The organism is Flavobacterium sp. WC2421 (genome assembly GCF_040822115.1).
Lineage (GTDB): Bacteria > Bacteroidota > Bacteroidia > Flavobacteriales > Flavobacteriaceae > Flavobacterium.
Genome location: NZ_CP162004.1, coordinates 1,430,704 through 1,449,816 on the forward strand (window position 1 = coordinate 1,430,704; position 19,113 = coordinate 1,449,816).

The window sequence follows — 19,113 nt, forward strand, 5'->3', positions numbered from 1 at the left end:
GTTAAATATTGAACTGGTTTATAAATATTTATAGAAGCTTTTGTGTTTTGGTAATTAGTTATAGGAATATATTAAGAGGGTCCATTTTGTAGCAGAATAAATAAAACCTAATTTTACGACACAAATAAGATACATACCATGACTTTCGAAAATACTAAAGAATTTGCACGAAAATTAGATGCGCAAGATGCCTTAAATAAATACAGAGAAGAGTTTATTTTTCCAAAAGTAAACGGAAAAAATGTAATTTATTTCACTGGGAACTCTTTAGGACTACAACCCAAAAGTGCTAAGGCCTATGTTGATGAAGTTATGGATGATTGGGCAAATCTAGCTGTCGAAGGGCATTTTTATGCCGAGAAACCGTGGTGGGATTATCAAGAACGTTTTGCTGAACCATTAAGCAAAATTGTGGGAGCTTTGCCATCTGAAGTAACGGTTATGAATACGTTGACCGTAAATCTTCATTTATTGATGGTTTCTTTTTACCGTCCTACAAAAACCAGATATAAAATCATTTGTGAAGAAAAAGCTTTTCCTTCAGATCAATATATGTTTCAATCTCAAGTTCATTTTCACGGGTATAAACCAGAGGAAGCTATAGTCGAAATTAAACGTCGAGAAGGAGAACACAATATTCGCATTGAAGATGTATTAGCCAAAATTGATGAAGTAGGAGAGGAGCTGGCTTTGGTTTTAATAGGAGGAGTAAATTATTATACGGGGCAAGTTTTTGACATGAAAACAATAACGGCTGCAGGTCACAAAGTAGGTGCAACTGTAGGTTGGGATTTGGCTCATGCAGCTGGGAATATTAAACTGGAATTACATGATTGGAATGTGGACTTTGCTGCTTGGTGCAGTTATAAATATATGAATTCAGGCCCAGGAAATGCATCGGGTTGTTTTGTGCATGAAAAGCACCATAACAATCCAGATTTACCAAGATTTGCAGGTTGGTGGGGACATAATAAGGAAAGACGTTTTAAAATGGAACCTGTTTTTGACCCCGTTCATGGTGCAGATGGTTGGCAAATAAGTAATTTACCAGTCCTTTCTTTGGCTCCTTATTTAGCTTCTGTCGAAATGTTTGATGAAATAGGGATGGACGCTTTAATTGAGAAAAGAGATAGAATAACTTCTTATTTGGAATTTATTCTACATGAAATAGATAAAGAAGTAGATAGTACTTTCGAAATTATTACTCCAATAAACGTATCTGAAAGAGGATGTCAATTGTCAGTTCTTCTTCATGGTGAAGGACGCACATTGTTTGATTATCTAATGAAAAATGGGGTAATTACGGATTGGAGAGAGCCCAATGTAATTCGTCTAGCGCCGGTTCCTTTGTATTGTTCCTTTGAGGACATGTACAATTTTGGGCAAATTTTGAAAGCTGGAATTCTAAGATAGATTTAGAGTTCTGATAATTTTATAAATTTTGCTCGGAATTATATAAGTTATTATAGGTGGTTAAACCGTTTCTTTGTAATGTATTAATAAATAAAATTAAAAATCATGAAAGCTTTATACATACTAGTATTATCAGTTGTGCTATTTTCTTGTAAAAATCAAGTAAAAATGGATGCTCAAGCAACTAAGGAAGAAACAATCGATTCAATGAAAGTAGCAATAGAGAAACAAAAAGTGATTGATTCGATGCAAGTTGAAATGGCTAAAGTAGAATCTCAAAAAGAAGTTGTTGTCGTAAATCAGCCAGCAACATCTAGTTCTACAACTTCCACTACCACGACTACCACTCAGAAGAAAGGGTGGAGTAGTACTGCCAAAGGCGCTGTTATTGGAGCGGGTGTAGGTGCTGCAACTGGAGCTATTATTAGTAAGAAAAAAGTTCAGGGAGCTATAATTGGTGGTATTGCTGGTGCTGGTGTAGGTGCAGGTACTGGAGCAATTATAGATGGAAGTAAAAAATAAATAAAGTTGTTTATAAAAAAAGTGGTTTAGGTCATATGATCTAAACCACTTTTTTGTGCTGTTTTTTTAAATCTATTTTAAAAATGATTGAGTAGGTGTGTCTTTTCTAGCATATTGGAATCGGTCAATTAATTTGGGTAAGCAATATCCATCTAAGCCATTTAGCGCTACAACATTTCCTTTGTCGATTTGTAACCATCCATCATCATGTCTCAAGTTTTCTTCAAAAAATAAATCCTCAATGGATGCAATGACATGTATAGTGTCATTTTCTTTAATATAATATTCATTTACATATTTGCAATACAATTGAATGGGACTTCCTTTTGCAAAGGGTACTTTTATATTATCCTTGTATTCTTCTTCCAAATTAGTCTTTTCAAATTCTGAAACTCCAGTGTCATAATTGGCAGATGTATGATGCGCATCAGCAATCATCGATTCGGTCACGTGATTTACAGTAAAATAGCCAGTCTCTTTAATGTTTTTATAAGTATCTCTTGGAACTGTTGTAGGTCGAACGATGAATCCAATCAAGGCAGGGTCACTGCCTAGATGAGTAACACTACTAAAAATAGCAATATTTGATTTTCCATAGATAGATTTTGTTGCAATTAAATTAGCCGATTTATATCCAGTACACGAATTAATTAAATTCAATCGTTCTACTCGTCCCATTTTGGATAGATCTAATATTGATAATTGTTTCATTTTAAGTTTTTACACAAAGATACTTTTTGTTTATTGTTTTCTATAATAAATTAAACAAATTAATTATGTTTTTGTGTTTGCTTCCTCTTTATTGAGATAAAATTTCATCTCGTTTAATAGCGAAATCGTTTATATTTGTCAGTATAATTTCTGTAAATATGAAAATAGTCAAAAAAACGTTGCTCTTTGTTGTGTCATTAGTAGTTATTCTTTCCACTGCGATACTTGCCTATGGAATCTATCTAAGGCCAAAATATGATGGAAAAATAGAATTAAAAAATATTCAGAAAGAAACGACCGTCTATTTTGATGACTTTGGCGTACCTCATATTTATGCTTCAAATTCTAAGGATGCGATGGTTGCCCTAGGTTATGTGCATGCTCAAGATAGATTATGGCAAATGGAATTAATGCGACGCATAGCTCCTGGACGCTTGTCTGAGATTTTCGGAAAAGTAGCCTTAAAGAATGATAAATTTTTTGCAGGGCTCGGTATAGAAGAAGCTTCGGAAAAGGCGATTGCTAATTTAGATAAAAATAGCCCAAGTTATCAATTGACTATGGCCTACCTTGATGGAATCAATCAATATCTTGAAGAAGGAAAGACCCCAATTGAGTTTCAGTTGGTGGGAGTTAAAAAGGAAAAGTTTACAATAAAAGACGTTTATAATATTTTTGGCTATATGTCTTTTAGTTTTGCGATGGCTCAAAAAACGGATCCTTTGATGACTGATATCAAGAATAAATATGGAATGAATTATTTGAAAGATTTTGGTCTAGACGATTCGTTTAACACCGTAAAAATTAAAAATGCAAAAGAAAAGCCAGAGGAATATACCGCTATTTCTAAATCTATTACAGCATTGTTAGATCAATCTCCTATTCCTCCTTTTATAGGAAGTAACAGTTGGGTTATTGGCGGAAAGAAGACCAAAAGTGGCAAAGTTATTTTTGCAAATGATCCGCATATTGGATTCTCACAGCCAGGAACTTGGTATGAAGCGCATATTGTAACGCCAGAATTTGAATTGTATGGATGTTATCTTGCTGGAACCCCATATCCCTTATTGGGACATAATAGAGATTATACATATGGCTTAACTATGTTTGAAAATGATGATATCGATTTGTATCAAGAAGAAAATAATCCTACCGATGGAAATAAATATAAAACACCAGAAGGGTTTTCGGATTATAAAACTAGAAAAAAAACAATAAAAGTTAAAGACAGCGCAGATGTTGTTTTGAATGTAAAAGTGACTAGACATGGTCCTGTCATGAATGATTTAATTGATGGTCTAGATGTTAAAAAGCCAGTGGCAATGTCGTGGATTTATACACAACAGCCTATTCATATTCTCGATGCCGTATACATGCTTTCTCATGCTAAAAGTAAAGCCGACTTTCAAAAAGGGGTATCGCTAATTGCTGCCCCAGGATTAAATGTAATGTATGGTGATGCAAAAGGGAATGTAGCTTGGTGGGCAACGGGGAAATTATACAAGCACAATCAGGGAGTCGACACTCATTTTATTTTAGATGGTGCTTCAGGTAAAGACGATATAACAGATTATTTAGATTTCTCCAAAAATCCATCAGCAGAAAATCCAGACTGGAATTACGTTTATTCGGCCAATAATCAACCAGAAGCTATAGATGGTTTTTTGTATCCAGGATATTATCTCCCTGAAGATCGAGCCAAAAGAATAACCCATTTATTGGATCCTAAATCCGATTGGGACAAAGAAGCAGTGAGTAAAATGATAACTGATAATACTTCTTCAGTTGCTCCTGAAGTTGTGAGTAACCTAATAGCAAATCTTGACCTAAAATCCCTTTCTAATAATGAGCAAGCTGCGGTTACAGTTTTGAAAACTTGGAAAGGAACGAGTAATTTGAATGATGTTGCACCTACAATTTACAATAAATGGATTTATTTGTATCTAAAAAATACTTTTGAAGACGAACTTGGAGCTACTGGTTTTAAGCAGTTTTTGTCGACACACATAATGAAACAAATGATTGCGAAGCAGCTTCTCAATGCTACTTCACCATGGTGGGATAACATTTCGACTAAAAACAAAATGGAAAGTAGGGAAGAAATCATATCAAATTCTTTTAAAGAAGCTGTTGCTACTTTAGAGAAACAGCTAGGGAATTCAGTTGCTGATTGGACCTGGAATAAAGTACATGTTGTAGAATATGAGCATCCTTTGGGTAAAATAGCCGCTTTAAGAAAAATATTTAATGTAGGTCCATTTGAAGTTTCAGGTTCAAACGAGGTGATCAACAATCAAATGTTTGATTATTCAAATGAAGAAAAATATACAATTAAGGGAGGTCCGTCAACAAGAAGAATTGTCGATTTTTCGGATATAGAAAATAGTTGGAGTATTTTACCTACAGGTCAGTCTGGAAATCCATTAAGCTCTCATTATAGTGACCAAGCCGAGATGTATAATCAAGGAAAATTCAGGAAAATGAAATTAAATAAAGAGGAAATTGTTAAAACTTCAACAAAATTAATTTTTATGCCAAGTAAAAACTGAGTTTTTTAAACTCCTTAAAATAATAAATCAGTAATTTTGCCTAACTTTTTATAAAAAATAATGCAAACTCCAAAAAGAATAGCAGTAGTCGGGTCTGGCTTAGTCGGATCTTTATTAGCTATCTACTTACGCAAAGCAGGTCATATTGTTCATATTTATGATAGAAGTCCTGATATTAGACAAATACAATTTTCTGGACGTTCTATAAATTTAGCGATGTCTAATCGAGGTTGGAAAGCCTTAGATGGAGTTGGTGTCGGTCAAGCAGTACGAGAGATTGCAATCCCAATGGATAAGCGTGCTATTCATTTAGTTGATAAACTTAATTTTCAAAATTACGGACAAGAGGGAGAAGCTATTTATTCTATTTCTAGAGGAATTTTGAATAGAAAGATGATTGATCTTGCTGAAGAGGCTGGCGCAGTGTTTTTCTTTGATCAAAAAATTTGGGATGTAACTTTGAAAGAAGCTACGTTACATATTGGAGAAACGGAAAGAGGAATTTGGGAAGAAAAAAAATACGATATGGTTTTTGGTGCCGATGGTGCTTTTTCAAGAATTCGTCATCGCATGCAACGTCAAAGTATGTTTAATTACTCACAAGAGTTTTTAAATATGGGGTATAAAGAATTAAATATTCCTGCAAATCCCGATGGGACTCATAAATTAGATAAGAATTCATTTCATATTTGGCCTCGTGGGGAGTATATGTTAATTGCTTTGCCTAATCTTGACGGGAGCTTTACGTGTACTTTGTTTATGCCTTTTGAGGGAGAAAACTCTTTTGATTCTTTAAAAGAACAAAAAGATGTGGAATTCTTTTTTGAGAAAAACTTCCCAGATTCAATTGAAGTAATTCCAAAGTTGGCTGAAGATTTTTTCAAGAATCCAACAAGTACGTTGGTAACTATGAAATGTTTTCCTTGGACGTATCAAGATAAAGTGGCTTTGATAGGAGACGCTTGCCATGCAATTGTTCCTTTTTATGGGCAAGGCATGAATGCGGGTTTTGAAGATATTTCAGTATTGTATGAAATGATTCAAAAATATGGAGACGATTGGGAGACTATTTTTTCTGAATACCAAGATTCTCGTAAACCGAATGCAGACGCTATCGCTGAGCTTTCTTACCGCAATTTCATGGAAATGAGTTCTAAAACGGCTGATGATAATTTTCTTTTACAAAAGAAAATAGAAAAGTTGTTTTCAGATAAACACCCTGACAAATGGATTCCTTTATATAGTAGAGTAACTTTTAGTGACCGTCCATACACGGAGGCATTAGCTATTGGGGATTTACAAAATGAAATTATGCAAAAAGTGTTGAAAACCGAGAATATTGAAAAAATCTGGGATAGTAAACTAATTGAAGACAAGATATTAGAATTACTTAAGTAAAGTTTCTAAAACAGAATAGACTGTAAATTAAAATTCCTGCTTATTTTTATAAATATAAGCAGGAATTTTTTTTATTCTTCTCGATGTACTTTAGTAAAGTCAAATGCAGGTTTGCAAATGGCAATGTACTCACATTCTTCCTCAAATGGATTGGAATACTGGACACGGGTGTTTTTTTCTATGTGAATAGATTGACCAACTGCTAGGATTACAGTTTCGTTGTCAATAATAAATTGTTTTTTTCCTCTTATTATATAGGTGTATTCGTCAAATTCAGGAGTTTGAAATGGTTCGCTCCATTTAGGAGGGGCAATCATATGAGCAATGGATAGCTCTTGATTGCTCGTGGAAGCTAGGCCGTGATGTTCTTCAATTAATTTTCCGTCAGTTGTTGGGACTACAAATGGAGCGTTTTGAATGAAATATTTTTTCATCTTGTGTTTTATAAAACAACCCTTTCCAATTTTTAAAATGAGAAAGGGTTATTGATTAATTGTAAAATTTTATTTTATGATCAAATCCAGTTTTATTTCTTCATAATTTTCGAAAGAACGCCAAAAAAACCTCTAATGAAAGTGGCGCTAGTTAGGACTTTTAAAACCGACTTACCTACTACTTCAGTAGTGCTAGGTCCAGATTTAGTTTTTGTTTCTACCGTTTTTTGTTCTTCTTTTTCTTTCTCTTGTTCTACAGCTATTTTTTCTGCTGCTAAAATTTTGTCGTTAAGTATTTCGTAAGCACTTTCGCGATCAATAAGCTCACTATATTTTTTAACTAGTTTTGATTTGCTGTTGATTTCCTGAATTTCACTTTCAGTAAGGACGTCCATTCTACTCATTGGGGCTCTAAGCATTGTTGCTACTAGTGGAGTAGGGATTCCTTTTTCGTTCAATGCAGTTACAAGTGCTTCTCCAATTCCCAAACTAGTTAAAACTTCACTTGTGTTGTAGTAATCGGAACTAGGGTAGTTATCAGCAGTTTGTTTTATGGATTGCCTGTCTTTTGCTGTAAAAGCTCTTAAAGCATGTTGTATTTTTAGACCTAGTTGTGCTAATATACCACTTGGAACATCCATTGGATTTTGAGTTATGAAATAAATTCCAATACCTTTTGAACGAATCAATTTTACAATAGTTTCTATTTGTTCTAACAAGGCCTTACTGGCTTCATTAAAAATTAAATGAGCTTCATCAATGAAAATAACCAACTCTGGTCTGTCAGAATCTCCTTTTTCTGGCATCTGTTGGTATATTTCAGCAAGTAAACTCAACATGAAAGTAGAGAATAATTTAGGTTTGTCTTGAATATCTGTTAACCGAAGGATGTTGACATATCCTTTTCCGTTTTCGTCAATTCGCATAAGATCATCAATTTCAAATGATTTTTCACCAAAAAATAGTTCTGCGCCTTGCTGTTCAAGTTCAATTATTTTTCTAAGAATGATTCCAGTAGTGGAGGTTGAAATCTTTCCGTAGCTTTTTGTAATTTCTTCTTTTCCTTCTTCAGTTATATAGTTAATTACCTTTTTAATGTCTTTAAGGTCTAATAAAGGCATTTTGTTATCATCACAGTATTTAAAAATAACGGATACAACTCCTGACTGCGTGTCATTTAAATCTAGTATTCTTGAAAATAATACAGGTCCAAATTCGGAAACGGTTGCTCTTAGTCGCACCCCATTTTGTTCTGATAGCGTAAGCAGCTCAACTGGGAATTTGGATATCTGGTAAGGAATTCCTATTTTAGCATGACGCTCTGTGATAAATGATTTTTCTTCACCCTCTTTAGCAATTCCGCTAAAGTCTCCTTTAATGTCCATCATTAAGATTGGAACACCAAAAGAAGAAAGCTGTTCGGATAAAACTTGAATAGTTTTAGTTTTTCCTGTTCCTGTAGCTCCAGCGATTAAGCCATGTCTATTCAGAGTTTTTAGTGGTATTTTTACATAAGTATTAGCTAAAGCTTGTCCGTCAAGTATAGCGCCACCAAGAATAATGCTTTCACCTTTAGAGGTATACCCTTCGTTTATATATTTTGTAAAGTTATCTGTATTATTCATAATGTTATCTGAAATTAATTATCTGCAATATATTATTATTATTTGAAATTTAATAATTTAAGTGTTTACTGTAATATTATTACTTTTTTGTTGCTAATAATTAAAAAAAGCATTTTTAATCGATTTCAATATTTTGTTGGGTTTTTCTTTGTTTTTGTCATAAAATAATATGTATTTTTTTTTAAAATACCGATTTCGTGGAATCATATTGATAAAAAGGCAAAGAAAAAAATGGGCTAAGTTAATTTTGTTTAAAATTAATTCGAATAAAATTAAAAAAAGTTTTTTTATTTGAACTAAACATATAAATTTGCGGGACTACAAGTTTATTATAACTAAAAATAAATTATTTAAAACTATTAAAATTAAAAAAAATGGCAAACGTTAAAAAAGAAAGCAGTTCAAACGGAGGAGGAATGGTTTCGGGTATCATTATTGTATTATGTGTTTTTGTTGGTGTTTTGATCTGGAAATTTATCATGGGATCTCCAACAAATTTTGAAGGTGGAAACCCAGAAACTGGTCACCCAATAAATACTTTAGGTCAAGTTTACAAAGGAGGATTTATAGTACCAGTATTGTTAGGAATGTTATTAATGGTTATCGTATTTTCAATTGAAAGATTTTTCGTGATTTCTAAAGCTGCTGGAAAAGGTAACTTAGATGCTTTTATGAAAAAAGTACAAGGAAGTATCAAAGAAGGTCATATTGATGACGCTATTGCTTCTTGTGACAAACAACAAGGTTCTGTTGCAAATGCAATTAAATCTGCTTTGGTAAAATACCAAGATGTTAAAAAAGAAGGATTCAACAGCGAAGAAGCTTCTGAAACTATCCATAAAGAAATCGAAGAGGTTACTTCACTTGAAATGCCAATGTTAGAGAAAAATATGACTATTATTTCATCTTTAGTTTCTTTAGGAACACTTGGTGGATTATTAGGAACTGTATCGGGGATGATTAAAGCGTTTGGTGCATTAGCTTCTGCTGGTACTCCGGATCAAGCTGCTCTTGCAACAGGAATCTCTGAAGCACTTATTAATACTGCAACAGGTATCTCTACTTCTATCTTAGCTATTGTTGCTTACAACTTCTTTACTGCAAAAATTGATGATTTAACTTATTCTATTGATGAGGCAGGTACTACAATTGTAAATACTTACAGAAGATTCAGAGGAAGTTTGAAACAATAATAATTTTTGATATAATTGATATCAGAATAAAAAATAAAAAGAATGGCTAAAATAAAAATGAAAAAAAAGTCAACATCGACTGATATGACTGCCATGTGTGATGTTGCGTTCCTTTTGCTTACGTTCTTTATTTTGACAGCTACTGCTAAAATTCCTGAAGCGTTACCAGTTGATACACCTTCATCTACTGTTCAGACTAAAATACCTGAAACTGATTTGGCTACGTTGACTGTTGGTAAAGGAAAAGTGTTTTTTGACCTAAAAGGAAGAGAAGTTCGTGTTAGAACTTTGGAATTAATGGGTGAAAAATACAATGTTACTTTTACTGATGAAGATAAAAAAATGTTTTCTTTAATGGAAGGTTTTGGTGTGCCAATTACTAACTTGAAGCAAATCATTGAAATGAAGTCAGCAGATAGAAGTAAAGCGGGTCAGCCTGGTGTGCCTATGGATTCTCTTGATAATCAATTGAAAGATTGGATTTACAATGCACGTATAGCAAATATAGAGGTGAATGACAAAGAGTTGCAAATTGCTATAAAAGGCGATGCAAAAGAAGAGTATCCAGCTATTAGAAAAGTAATGGATATTTGTCAAGATCAAAAAATCAATAGCTTTAGTTTAGTTACTGGTTTGAGAACAGAAGATTTTTAATTAAAAAAAAGACACTAAAATGGCTGAATTAAATACCGACGGCGGTGGAGGCGGAAAAGGTGGCAAAGTAAGAAGTAAAAAACAAAACTCAAAAGTAGATTTAACTGCTATGGTGGATTTGGCTTTCTTATTAATCACATTCTTTATGCTTACCACTACGTTGTCTAAACCTCAATCGATGAGTTTGGGGTTGCCAGATAAAGATGAAGATCCTACTAAAAATAAAGATATCAAAGTGGATGAAAATCGTACGATGACTCTTTTGTTAGGAGCAGATAATAAACTTATAAGATATGTGGGTTTATTAGCTACACCTGTTGAAGGTGGAGCTCCTAAAGATTTTTCTTATGGTAAAGATGGTATCCGTAAGGAACTAATTGCTAGAAACAGAATGGTATTAGAATATTCTGCTGCTAAGGGGAAACCTAAAGATGGTATTATTGTAATTATCAAACCAAGTAAAAAATCAACATATAAAAATGTTGTTGATATACTTGATGAAATGGCAATTGTTAAAGTAGGTGATAATGGTTCGTATGCTATTGTTAATGATTTTACGCCTGAAGAAACAAAATTGTTAGAAGGAAAATAAGAGCAATCTTGTTTTCTTAATAACCTAATAATTAAGAAAGATGAAATTAGATATATTAAAAAACCAATGGGTTGATATCGTATTCGAAGGACGTAATAAAACTTACGGTGCTTATGAATTAAGAAAGTCAAATACAAAAACTACTACTAGAGCACTTATCCTTGGTGCGATATTTTTTAGTTTAGCTGTAGCTGCTCCTCTTATCATAGACTTAATCCCTAAAGGTGATGACTCAGAAATGGATAGAGATGTAAAAATCACTACTATAAAGTTACCACCTAAGAAAAAAGAAGAGCCTAAATTGAATGTTCCACCACCTCCACCACCACCACCGAAAGTGGATCAAGTGAAGTTTGTGAAACCAGTTGTTGCAAAAGCAGAAGAAGTGACAGAAGAGCCACCTAAAATTGCTGAAATTAAAGATAAAAAAATTGGTGCTGAAACAGTAAAAGGCGATCCAGATGCAGTTTTAACTGTAGCTCCAGTAGGTCCTGGACCAACTAAGATTGTTGAAGAAGATAACCAAATTTACAACACTGCAGGTATTGAGGTTAAACCGGAATTTCCGGGGGGTATGGATAAATTTTACACTTACGTTGGTAAAAATTATCGTGCACCTGAAGAAGAAGGTCTTAAAGGAAAAGTGTATGTTACTTTTGTAGTAGAAAAAGATGGTTCATTAACTGATATCAAAGTATTAAGAGATATAGGTTACGGAACAGGAAAAGAAGCTATCAGAGTTTTACAAAAATGTCCGAGATGGAATCCAGGTGTTCAAAATGGAAAACCGGTTAGAGTATTATACTCTTTGCCGATTACTATTCAAACAGCGGATTAATGTTGGATAAAATATATAGAAATATTCAGAAGAAATCGCTAAATGAGCGATTTCTTCTCGTTATAGGGATTTTGTTTTTTCTTCTTTATTTCATCTTAGGATTATTTATTATATTTATGAAGAATTTTCCAATTGTGATGCCAATGAATTATAGAATTGCATTTGGAGCTCTTTTAATAGTATATGCCTTTATAAGGTTTGTGCGAATAATTAATGATAATAAAGATTAAAATGAAAAAGACAGCTAAACTTTCAAGTATTTTTGTTTGTTTGTTTGTATTGGTTTTTTTAGGTTGTAAACAATCTGAAAATTCTAACAAGAATAAAGAAACTATTCTAAAAGGTTCTACTTCTATTCTTGTCGATGAGACTTTAAAACCGATCATTGAAGAACAAATTGAAGTATTTCAAAGTGAATATAATGCTAAAATTACCTTGATTGCGAAATCTGAAAATGAGGTTATAAAATCTTTTTTAAAAGATAGTACAAGAATTGTAGTGTTATCTCGAACATTAAATAAAGAAGAAGAGAAATATTTTGAATCTGTAAAAATTAAACCTAAAACAACTATTATTGGTACAGATGCAATTGCATTTGTTTCAAATAAAAGCAATAATGACACTTTAATTGCGTTGCAAGATGTAGTTTCTTTTATGCAAGGTAAATCTCAACAGAAGATCAAAGGGTTGGTTTTTGATAATCTGAACTCTAGTACCCTTCATTATTTGAAAGATGTTGCAGGTTTAACTACAAATCCTTCAAAGGGAATTTATTCTTTTAAAACGAATGAAGAAGTCTTGAAGTACGTTTCTGAAAATGAAGGAATGTTAGGTGTAGTTGGTTTAAACTGGTTGTACCGACCTTCATCAACTGTTACTGAGTATTTACAAAAACTTAATGTTTTAAGTGTAAAAGGGCTCAATGAGAAGACATATGTTTCGCCAACTCAAAATAATTTGGCGGAAGGGACTTATCCTTTGGCACGTGATTTGTATATAATAAATTGTCAGGGATACTCTGGATTAGGAATGGGCTTTGCTTCATTTATGGCGGGAGATATTGGGCAACGTATAATTTTAAAGTCTGGGTTATTACCAATTCGTACTCCTGGAAGAAAAATTATAATTACAACTAAATCAAAATAAAGGAAAAATGAAAATGTATATGAATAAATCAAATAAAGTTAAAATGAACAAATTTAAAATTTTAAGTGTTGCCTTTCTGGCTTCAGTTACGGTAAGTCATGCTCAAGATATTGATCAAGCAAAGAAAGAAATTGATGCCGAAAAATACCAAAACGCGAAAACAACTTTAAAATCTATAATTAAATCGGATCCTTCTGAAGGTGAAGCTTTCTTTCTTTTAGGGAATGTTTATCTTTATCAAAACGTTGCTGACTCTGCTAAGATTACATATCAAAACGGATTAGCGGCTAAAGATCATGCTCATTTAAATAATATTGGTCTTGGTCAGATTGATCTTGATAATGGTAATGTAGTTGCTGCAAAAACTAAATTTGCTGCTGCTATTAACGAAAAAAGGAAAAAAGATTTTGCAGAATATGTTTATGTTGCAAGAGCATACATGAATTCGGAAAAACCAGATTATAAAGCGGCACTTGCTACTTTAGAATTAGCGAAAGAAAAGAGTGGTCAAGAACCACAAGTTCTTTTAGCTTTTGGAGATGCATATTATGGAGATAAAAATCAAAATGCAGCTTATTCAGCGTACCGTAATGCTTTTCAAGCTGACAATAGTTTAATTAGAGCAAAAATGCAACTTGGTGTTTTATTAAAAGGGGCTAAGGCTTATACTGAAGCAGTAGCTGCTTATCAAGCTGTTGTAGGTACTAATCCTAATTATGGTCCAGTTTACAGAGAATTAGCTGAAACATATTATTATTGGGGACTTAATGTTCCTGGAAGACAAGAACAATATTTTAAAGAAGCCCTAGGGTATTATGAAAAATACATGGACCTTACTGACTATTCATTAGCTTCTCGTATGCGTCATGCTGATTTCTTGATTCTGACTAAAGATTATAAAGCTTTAGAAGTTGAAGCTAATAAAATGAAAGAATTGGATAAAGTAAATCCTAGAATCTATCGTTATTTAGGATATTCTGCTTATCAAAACGGAAACTATGATTTGGCTATTAAATCATTGGGAGAATTTACTGCTAGTGCTACTAACAGAGTGATTTCACTTGATTATTTATACTTAGGGTTGGCTAATATTAAGAAAGCAATCAGTGCTGATGGTGTTACTGTTGATCAAGCTCTTTTTGAAAAAGGTATAGCAAGTGTAAAAAAAGGTGTTGAGATGGATAATGCTGTAACTAGTGAACTTGGAGAAGTAGGTAAAGGTCTTTACGAGCAAAAATTGTATAAAGAAGCTGCTGCAGTTTTAGAAATTGCAACTTCAAACCCTGCATCAAATGGTTATTTATATGACAATTACTATTTAGGAAATGCAATTTATTTTGACAATACTAAACCAGGAATTGTTAAAGATACTATCGCATTGAAAAAGGCTGATATTGCTTTTGGAAATGTTATTACTGCATCACCTGATACTCAAGATGTTTATCTTTCTCGTGCAAGAACAAATAGTTTATTAGAGAATGATGAAGCAATGATTATGTATTACCAACAGTATATTGATATTGTAACTAAAAAAGGGGAAACTGAATTGGCAAAACCATCAGTGAAATCTAAATTAATTGAATGTTATAACTCAATGGCAGCAGGATATGCTAACTTTGATAAAGTTAAAGCTAAAGAGTTTTTCGGAAAAACTTTAGCTATTGATCCTGAAAATGCATACGCTACTCAATCTTTGAAATTACTGAAATAATTAATTTTAAATAATAATATTTTAAACCCGATAGTTAACGCTATCGGGTTTTTTATTTTGTGTAACGAGCTCTTTAGTTTTTAGTAATTATACTATTTTACAAAACCATTTTCATATTATAAATTAACTCCTTTTCAAATTAGTTATCTTTGCACTTTAAATTACAAAAATGTTATCAAAAGAAATACAATTAGAAGTAAATAAAGGGGCAATGCTTCCGTTAATGGAGGAGTTTTATACCATTCAAGGAGAAGGTTTTCATACGGGTACCGCGGCGTACTTTGTAAGAATAGGTGGTTGTGATGTGGGATGTCACTGGTGTGACGTGAAAGAGAGTTGGAATGCTGAATTGCATCCTCCAACTGCTGTCGATAGGATAGTTGAAAATGCTAGTAAATATGCAGAAACTGTTGTTGTAACTGGTGGAGAGCCTTTAATGTGGGATATGAGTTTACTAACGGAAAAGTTAAAAGAGAATAATCGAAAAGTTCATATTGAAACTTCGGGTGCATATCCTTTGACAGGAACTTGGGACTGGATTTGTCTTTCACCGAAAAAGAATAAGTTGCCAACTCAAACCGTTTATGATAACGCGCATGAATTGAAAGTTATCATATATAATAAACATGATTTCATTTTTGCAGAAGAACAAGCGGAGTTGGTAAATGGTAACGCAATTTTATTTCTTCAGCCTGAATGGAGTAAAAAAGAAGAAATGACTCCCCTTATTGTTGACTATGTGATGAACAATCCAAAATGGAGAGTTTCATTACAAACACATAAATATTTAAATATTCCTTAATATAAACTAATTATTATGAAAAAAGTACTATTTGCTTTAGCTCTATTTTCTATTTTCCAATTGGGTTTTGCCCAACAAGCTGCTTCGAAAGCAGATGTAATGAAATTAATAAACTTGAGTGGTAGTGATGCTTCCATGAAAGTGGCTAAAGAACAAATTCTAAAAATGATACCTACTGACAAACAAGGTGAGTTTTTAAAAGAATTTGATGCGACATTACCAAGTTTATATGATTCTTTGGCTAATATCTATATTGAAATGTATAGTGAAAAAGACATCAAAGAAATGATTGCATTTTATGAAAGCCCTATTGGGAAAAAGATAAACGGAAACATGGGGGATTTTACAAAGAAAATGATGGGTGCCTCAAAAGAATGGGGAGGAAGTTTACAAGGAATTATGATGAAATATATGAAACAATAGTTAGTCGTTTTATAAAGTTAAAAAGCCAAACAATGATTTTCATTGTTTGGCTTTTTTATTAGTCCCAATTATTTCTTTTCTTTAATTCAGTGATATGTGCTAAGTGGTGATCCCCGTGCCAAGCATAAGTGCCTATTATTTCTCGTAATTGAAAACTAGCGCCATGTTCTGGGTGAATAAATGATTTTTCTAAATCTATATTAGATAAATTCTTCATGATAAAAGCCAGTCTAAAATGCAATCCTTCTAATAGTGATAAGGTAGGTTCAATAGGCATTGTTAAACTGTCATCAAGTGCTGACCATAAATCTTCATGGTAATATTTTATTGTAGGGGTATCTTCTGTCAGTGTCCATTTTATTCGTATATAACAATTCATATGACTTTCGGCACAATGATGAATCACTTGTCTTATAGTCCAACCCTCTTTGCGATAAGGAGTATCAAGTTGTTCTTCTGTTAAATGTTCTACTTCTCTTTTTAGTCTTTCTGGGAATGTTGCTATTTCGGCTATTTTATTTGATATGTATTCACTTGAATATGATTCAGGGGTGACAAATTTTCCAATAGGATACTTTAATTTTTCTAATTCTATTTCTTCCATCAGTTTTTCGTTATAAAATTAATTTATTAAGTAAGTTTTGCTAGATAATCATAATGCTCTCCTTCAAGGATTAATTCGGACTTTAAATTATTGGCGAAAGCGGCATTTTGTAATGTATTATAATCAATATACATCCAGTTAAATGGTTTTTCCTTTTCACCTTTATAAGCAATGTTAAAAATAACTTCTCCATAGTAGTTATTATTCGATGGAATCCATTTTCCTCCATCTTCGTCGTCATCGAACATGTAAATGATATCCGAACTGTCTAATAGAATTTGACCCCCAGGATTCAAAAGGGCTTTGAGTTGTAATAGGAATTTTGGAATATTAGTAAGTTTGCCACACATTCCAGCTCCATTCATTAGTAGTAAAATAGTGTCAAACTTTTCATTTTCTAAGGTCATAACATCCTGCATGCGCGCGTCTTTTATACCACGCAATGAACAAGCTTTAATAGCATTTGGTGAAATGTCAATTGCAGTTACTTCTAAGCCACGTTCGTTTTGTAGGTATAAACTGTGACTTCCTGCTCCACAACCCACGTCAAGAATTTTACCGTTGGCAAGTTGTAGTGCGTGTTGTTCCATTTTTGGCATTTCATTATAGGAACGGAATAAGTAAGCTACACTCATCTCATCTTCTTCGGATATAGTTGTTTCTGTTATTAAATCCTCAGGTGAATTATTTGTTTGATAATCAAGGATGGCTTTGCCAAAAAGGTCTTTCATCTTTTTTGTTTAAAATTTCAGGTTTCAGGTTGCAAGTTTGTTACTTTTGTGTTCCCAACTTTAAAATTTAAACTTGAAACATATTTTAAACAATCTTCCTAAAGAAGCCAAAGATAAGCATATTGAAAACAAAAAGTATTTCGATAAGCTTAAAAAGAAAACGCCTAAAAACTTAGATTATGTAATGCAAGACATTCATGATGCAGAGTTCAAGAAAACGGATTGTTTAAAATGTGCTAATTGTTGCAAAACTACAGGCCCTCTTTTTACTTCGGCAGATATTGAGCGTGTGTCAAAATATCTAAAACAAAAACCACAACAGTTTATTGAGCAATATTTGCGTATTGATGAAGATCAGGATTATGTATTGCAAAGTGTTCCTTGTACTTTTTTAGATACGGATAATACTTGTTTTATCTATGATGTACGTCCTAAAGCTTGCAGAGAATTTCCGCATACAGATAGGAAGAAGTTCCAGCAGATAACGGATTTAACATTAAAGAATGTAACGATTTGTCCTGCGGCATTTAATATTGTGGAAGAAATGAAGAAGAAATTGCCTTTATAAGTTTTGCTTTTTGAAGTCTAATTAGTAAATCAAATATTTTTCTCTCATTTCTTTAAAGTTTAGTAATCCTTCTTTCCAGCTTGCTCTTATTTCTACTTCAGGAATATTATTTTCTATTTGTGCCTGCAGTTTTTTTGTTCCAGCTAATTTGGTGAAAAAGGAATTAAAGAATTTTGATTTATCGTCTGTGTTTTTATAAGCCTTAATTATCCATTTTAATTCTAGTTGGTTTACTTTGGCAATAGCCGATAAATCTTCACCATAACATATTATACCATTGTAAATCGGATTTTGGGCTCCGATATTTGGTTTTGGAATAAAACTAAAATTAGATTTTGGTAGAAATGGGGATCCATAAATTTGGAATTGTTGCACAGTTCCTCTTCCTACGCTTACATTTGTCCCTTCAAAAAGACATAAACTTGCATATAAATTCACCGCTTGATCATTCGGAAGATTTGGAGAAGGTTTTACAGGTAAACTATATGATAAATTGTGATTGTAATTTAAACAAGGAATAACAGTCAATTTGCATTGAACTCTATTTTTCAACCATTTCTCACCATTTATCATTTGGGCATATTCACCAATGGTCATTCCATGCAATAATGGAACAGGGTGCATTCCTACAAAACTGGTGAATTCTTTCTCTAAAATAGGCCCGTCAACTATTCCGCCATTTGGGTTGGGTCTGTCTAGAATAAGAAGTGGAATATTATTTTCTGCACATGCTTCCATAATATAGTGTAAAGAAGAGATGTAAGTGTAAAAACGAGCACCTACATCTTGCAAATCAAAAACCATAATGTCGATACTGGCTAACTGTTCCGTTTTTGGTTTTTTATTATCACCGTAAAGGGAGATAATTGAAAGCCCAGTTTTAGAATCTTTTCCATCCACTATATGTTGACCGGCGTCAGCGGTACCTCGAAATCCATGTTCTGGAGCAAAAATATTTTGCACATCGATATTCTTGGATAGTAAAAAATCTACTAAGTGAATTTTATTAGATAAAATACCTGATTGATTGGTAACGATGCCAACTTTTTTGTTTTTTAACATAGGCAAATAGAGTTCAAAATTATCTGCACCCGTTTTAATGCTTAATAGGTTGTCCGCTTTATTTTGTAATATATTCATTTTTGGATATACTGCAGTTGCAATAGTATCTTGAGTCCAGTCCCAATTTGAAGTTTTCT

The 19,113-nt window shown here is 32.9% G+C and carries 19 protein-coding genes; 13 read left to right on the top strand and 6 right to left on the bottom strand.

Annotated elements, in window-relative coordinates:
• The first annotated feature begins 138 nt into the window (after nt 1-138).
• The gene (gene kynU / locus AB3G33_RS06035) at nt 139-1,413 is read left to right on the top strand and encodes a kynureninase (protein ID WP_367773385.1); all 1,275 of its coding nucleotides are present in this window, start codon (nt 139-141) and stop codon (nt 1,411-1,413) included.
• A gap of 105 nt (nt 1,414-1,518) precedes the next feature.
• Nucleotides 1,519-1,935 (top strand): YMGG-like glycine zipper-containing protein, encoded by a 417-nt coding sequence (locus AB3G33_RS06040; RefSeq protein WP_367773388.1) that lies wholly within the window; start codon nt 1,519-1,521, stop codon nt 1,933-1,935.
• Between the two features lie 72 nt (nt 1,936-2,007).
• Here the strand turns inward: AB3G33_RS06040 and AB3G33_RS06045 are convergent, their stop codons facing one another.
• Nucleotides 2,008-2,646: a flavin reductase family protein gene (locus tag AB3G33_RS06045; protein ID WP_367773390.1), complete on the bottom strand. Its 639-nt coding sequence runs from the start codon at nt 2,644-2,646 to the stop codon at nt 2,008-2,010.
• Nucleotides 2,647-2,804: 158 nt separating this feature from the next.
• On the opposite strand from AB3G33_RS06045, the gene AB3G33_RS06050 reads away from it, so the two are divergent.
• Together AB3G33_RS06050 and AB3G33_RS06055 are read left to right on the top strand one after the other, a co-directional pair.
• A complete protein-coding gene (locus tag AB3G33_RS06050) occupies nt 2,805-5,195 on the top strand; it encodes a penicillin acylase family protein (RefSeq protein WP_367773392.1) in 2,391 nt (796 codons plus the stop codon).
• Nucleotides 5,196-5,255: 60 nt separating this feature from the next.
• Nucleotides 5,256-6,593 (top strand): FAD-dependent oxidoreductase, encoded by a 1,338-nt coding sequence (locus AB3G33_RS06055; RefSeq protein WP_367773394.1) that lies wholly within the window; start codon nt 5,256-5,258, stop codon nt 6,591-6,593.
• A gap of 71 nt (nt 6,594-6,664) precedes the next feature.
• On the opposite strand, the gene AB3G33_RS06060 is transcribed toward AB3G33_RS06055, so the two are convergent.
• Together AB3G33_RS06060 and AB3G33_RS06065 are read right to left on the bottom strand one after the other, a co-directional pair.
• Nucleotides 6,665-7,027: a cupin domain-containing protein gene (locus AB3G33_RS06060; protein ID WP_367773396.1), complete on the bottom strand. Its 363-nt coding sequence runs from the start codon at nt 7,025-7,027 to the stop codon at nt 6,665-6,667.
• Nucleotides 7,028-7,119: 92 nt separating this feature from the next.
• Entirely contained in the window at nt 7,120-8,652 is a 1,533-nt protein-coding gene (locus AB3G33_RS06065) for a helicase HerA-like domain-containing protein (RefSeq protein ID WP_367773398.1), read from the bottom strand.
• 374 nt (nt 8,653-9,026) lie between these two features.
• Here AB3G33_RS06065 and AB3G33_RS06070 point away from each other — a divergent pair, with 374 nt between their 5' ends.
• From AB3G33_RS06070 to AB3G33_RS06105, 8 genes are all read left to right on the top strand, one after another.
• Entirely contained in the window at nt 9,027-9,845 is an 819-nt protein-coding gene (locus AB3G33_RS06070; RefSeq protein WP_367756999.1) for a MotA/TolQ/ExbB proton channel family protein, read from the top strand.
• Between the two features lie 42 nt (nt 9,846-9,887).
• Nucleotides 9,888-10,499 (top strand): ExbD/TolR family protein, encoded by a 612-nt coding sequence (locus AB3G33_RS06075; RefSeq protein WP_367757001.1) that lies wholly within the window; start codon nt 9,888-9,890, stop codon nt 10,497-10,499.
• Between the two features lie 19 nt (nt 10,500-10,518).
• Nucleotides 10,519-11,091 (top strand): ExbD/TolR family protein, encoded by a 573-nt coding sequence (locus AB3G33_RS06080; protein ID WP_367773400.1) that lies wholly within the window; start codon nt 10,519-10,521, stop codon nt 11,089-11,091.
• Between the two features lie 40 nt (nt 11,092-11,131).
• On the top strand, nt 11,132-11,929 hold the full coding sequence (locus AB3G33_RS06085) for an energy transducer TonB (protein WP_367757005.1): 798 nt from the start codon (nt 11,132-11,134) through the stop codon (nt 11,927-11,929).
• 231 nt (nt 11,930-12,160) lie between these two features.
• A complete protein-coding gene (locus AB3G33_RS06090; protein WP_367773402.1) occupies nt 12,161-13,075 on the top strand; it encodes a PstS family phosphate ABC transporter substrate-binding protein in 915 nt (304 codons plus the stop codon).
• Nucleotides 13,076-13,118: 43 nt separating this feature from the next.
• On the top strand, nt 13,119-14,786 hold the full coding sequence (locus AB3G33_RS06095) for a tetratricopeptide repeat protein (protein WP_367757009.1): 1,668 nt from the start codon (nt 13,119-13,121) through the stop codon (nt 14,784-14,786).
• A gap of 169 nt (nt 14,787-14,955) precedes the next feature.
• The gene (locus AB3G33_RS06100) at nt 14,956-15,588 is read left to right on the top strand and encodes a 7-carboxy-7-deazaguanine synthase QueE (protein ID WP_367773404.1); all 633 of its coding nucleotides are present in this window, start codon (nt 14,956-14,958) and stop codon (nt 15,586-15,588) included.
• 15 nt (nt 15,589-15,603) lie between these two features.
• Complete coding sequence (locus tag AB3G33_RS06105) at nt 15,604-16,011, top strand: DUF2059 domain-containing protein (RefSeq protein ID WP_367757013.1); 408 nt, start codon at nt 15,604-15,606, stop codon at nt 16,009-16,011.
• A gap of 58 nt (nt 16,012-16,069) precedes the next feature.
• Here the strand turns inward: AB3G33_RS06105 and AB3G33_RS06110 are convergent, their stop codons facing one another.
• Together AB3G33_RS06110 and AB3G33_RS06115 are read right to left on the bottom strand one after the other, a co-directional pair.
• Complete coding sequence (locus tag AB3G33_RS06110) at nt 16,070-16,615, bottom strand: YfiT family bacillithiol transferase (protein WP_367773406.1); 546 nt, start codon at nt 16,613-16,615, stop codon at nt 16,070-16,072.
• A gap of 26 nt (nt 16,616-16,641) precedes the next feature.
• Nucleotides 16,642-17,346: a class I SAM-dependent methyltransferase gene (locus AB3G33_RS06115; protein WP_367773408.1), complete on the bottom strand. Its 705-nt coding sequence runs from the start codon at nt 17,344-17,346 to the stop codon at nt 16,642-16,644.
• A gap of 73 nt (nt 17,347-17,419) precedes the next feature.
• On the opposite strand from AB3G33_RS06115, the gene AB3G33_RS06120 reads away from it, so the two are divergent.
• Entirely contained in the window at nt 17,420-17,914 is a 495-nt protein-coding gene (locus AB3G33_RS06120) for a YkgJ family cysteine cluster protein (protein ID WP_367773410.1), read from the top strand.
• 21 nt (nt 17,915-17,935) lie between these two features.
• Here AB3G33_RS06120 and AB3G33_RS06125 read toward each other — a convergent pair whose 3' ends face one another.
• Nucleotides 17,936-19,054 carry an exo-beta-N-acetylmuramidase NamZ domain-containing protein gene (locus tag AB3G33_RS06125; protein WP_367774100.1) on the bottom strand — a complete coding sequence of 373 codons (1,119 nt, stop codon included), beginning with the start codon at nt 19,052-19,054 and terminating at the stop codon, nt 17,936-17,938.
• Nucleotides 19,055-19,113 lie beyond the last annotated feature (59 nt).

Bases quoted from the DNA above. Each gene is read 5' to 3' on its own strand.
- kynU (WP_367773385.1), top strand. From the start codon at position 139: ATGACTTTCGAAAATACTAAAGAATTTGCACGAAAATTAGATGCGCAA.
- AB3G33_RS06040 (WP_367773388.1), top strand. From the start codon at position 1,519: ATGAAAGCTTTATACATACTAGTATTATCAGTTGTGCTATTTTCTTGT.
- AB3G33_RS06045 (WP_367773390.1), bottom strand. From the start codon at position 2,646: ATGAAACAATTATCAATATTAGATCTATCCAAAATGGGACGAGTAGAA.
- AB3G33_RS06050 (WP_367773392.1), top strand. From the start codon at position 2,805: ATGAAAATAGTCAAAAAAACGTTGCTCTTTGTTGTGTCATTAGTAGTT.
- AB3G33_RS06055 (WP_367773394.1), top strand. From the start codon at position 5,256: ATGCAAACTCCAAAAAGAATAGCAGTAGTCGGGTCTGGCTTAGTCGGA.
- AB3G33_RS06060 (WP_367773396.1), bottom strand. From the start codon at position 7,027: ATGAAAAAATATTTCATTCAAAACGCTCCATTTGTAGTCCCAACAACT.
- AB3G33_RS06065 (WP_367773398.1), bottom strand. From the start codon at position 8,652: ATGAATAATACAGATAACTTTACAAAATATATAAACGAAGGGTATACC.
- AB3G33_RS06070 (WP_367756999.1), top strand. From the start codon at position 9,027: ATGGCAAACGTTAAAAAAGAAAGCAGTTCAAACGGAGGAGGAATGGTT.
- AB3G33_RS06075 (WP_367757001.1), top strand. From the start codon at position 9,888: ATGGCTAAAATAAAAATGAAAAAAAAGTCAACATCGACTGATATGACT.
- AB3G33_RS06080 (WP_367773400.1), top strand. From the start codon at position 10,519: ATGGCTGAATTAAATACCGACGGCGGTGGAGGCGGAAAAGGTGGCAAA.
- AB3G33_RS06085 (WP_367757005.1), top strand. From the start codon at position 11,132: ATGAAATTAGATATATTAAAAAACCAATGGGTTGATATCGTATTCGAA.
- AB3G33_RS06090 (WP_367773402.1), top strand. From the start codon at position 12,161: ATGAAAAAGACAGCTAAACTTTCAAGTATTTTTGTTTGTTTGTTTGTA.
- AB3G33_RS06095 (WP_367757009.1), top strand. From the start codon at position 13,119: ATGAACAAATTTAAAATTTTAAGTGTTGCCTTTCTGGCTTCAGTTACG.
- AB3G33_RS06100 (WP_367773404.1), top strand. From the start codon at position 14,956: ATGTTATCAAAAGAAATACAATTAGAAGTAAATAAAGGGGCAATGCTT.
- AB3G33_RS06105 (WP_367757013.1), top strand. From the start codon at position 15,604: ATGAAAAAAGTACTATTTGCTTTAGCTCTATTTTCTATTTTCCAATTG.
- AB3G33_RS06110 (WP_367773406.1), bottom strand. From the start codon at position 16,615: ATGGAAGAAATAGAATTAGAAAAATTAAAGTATCCTATTGGAAAATTT.
- AB3G33_RS06115 (WP_367773408.1), bottom strand. From the start codon at position 17,346: ATGAAAGACCTTTTTGGCAAAGCCATCCTTGATTATCAAACAAATAAT.
- AB3G33_RS06125 (WP_367774100.1), bottom strand. From the start codon at position 19,054: ATGAATATATTACAAAATAAAGCGGACAACCTATTAAGCATTAAAACG.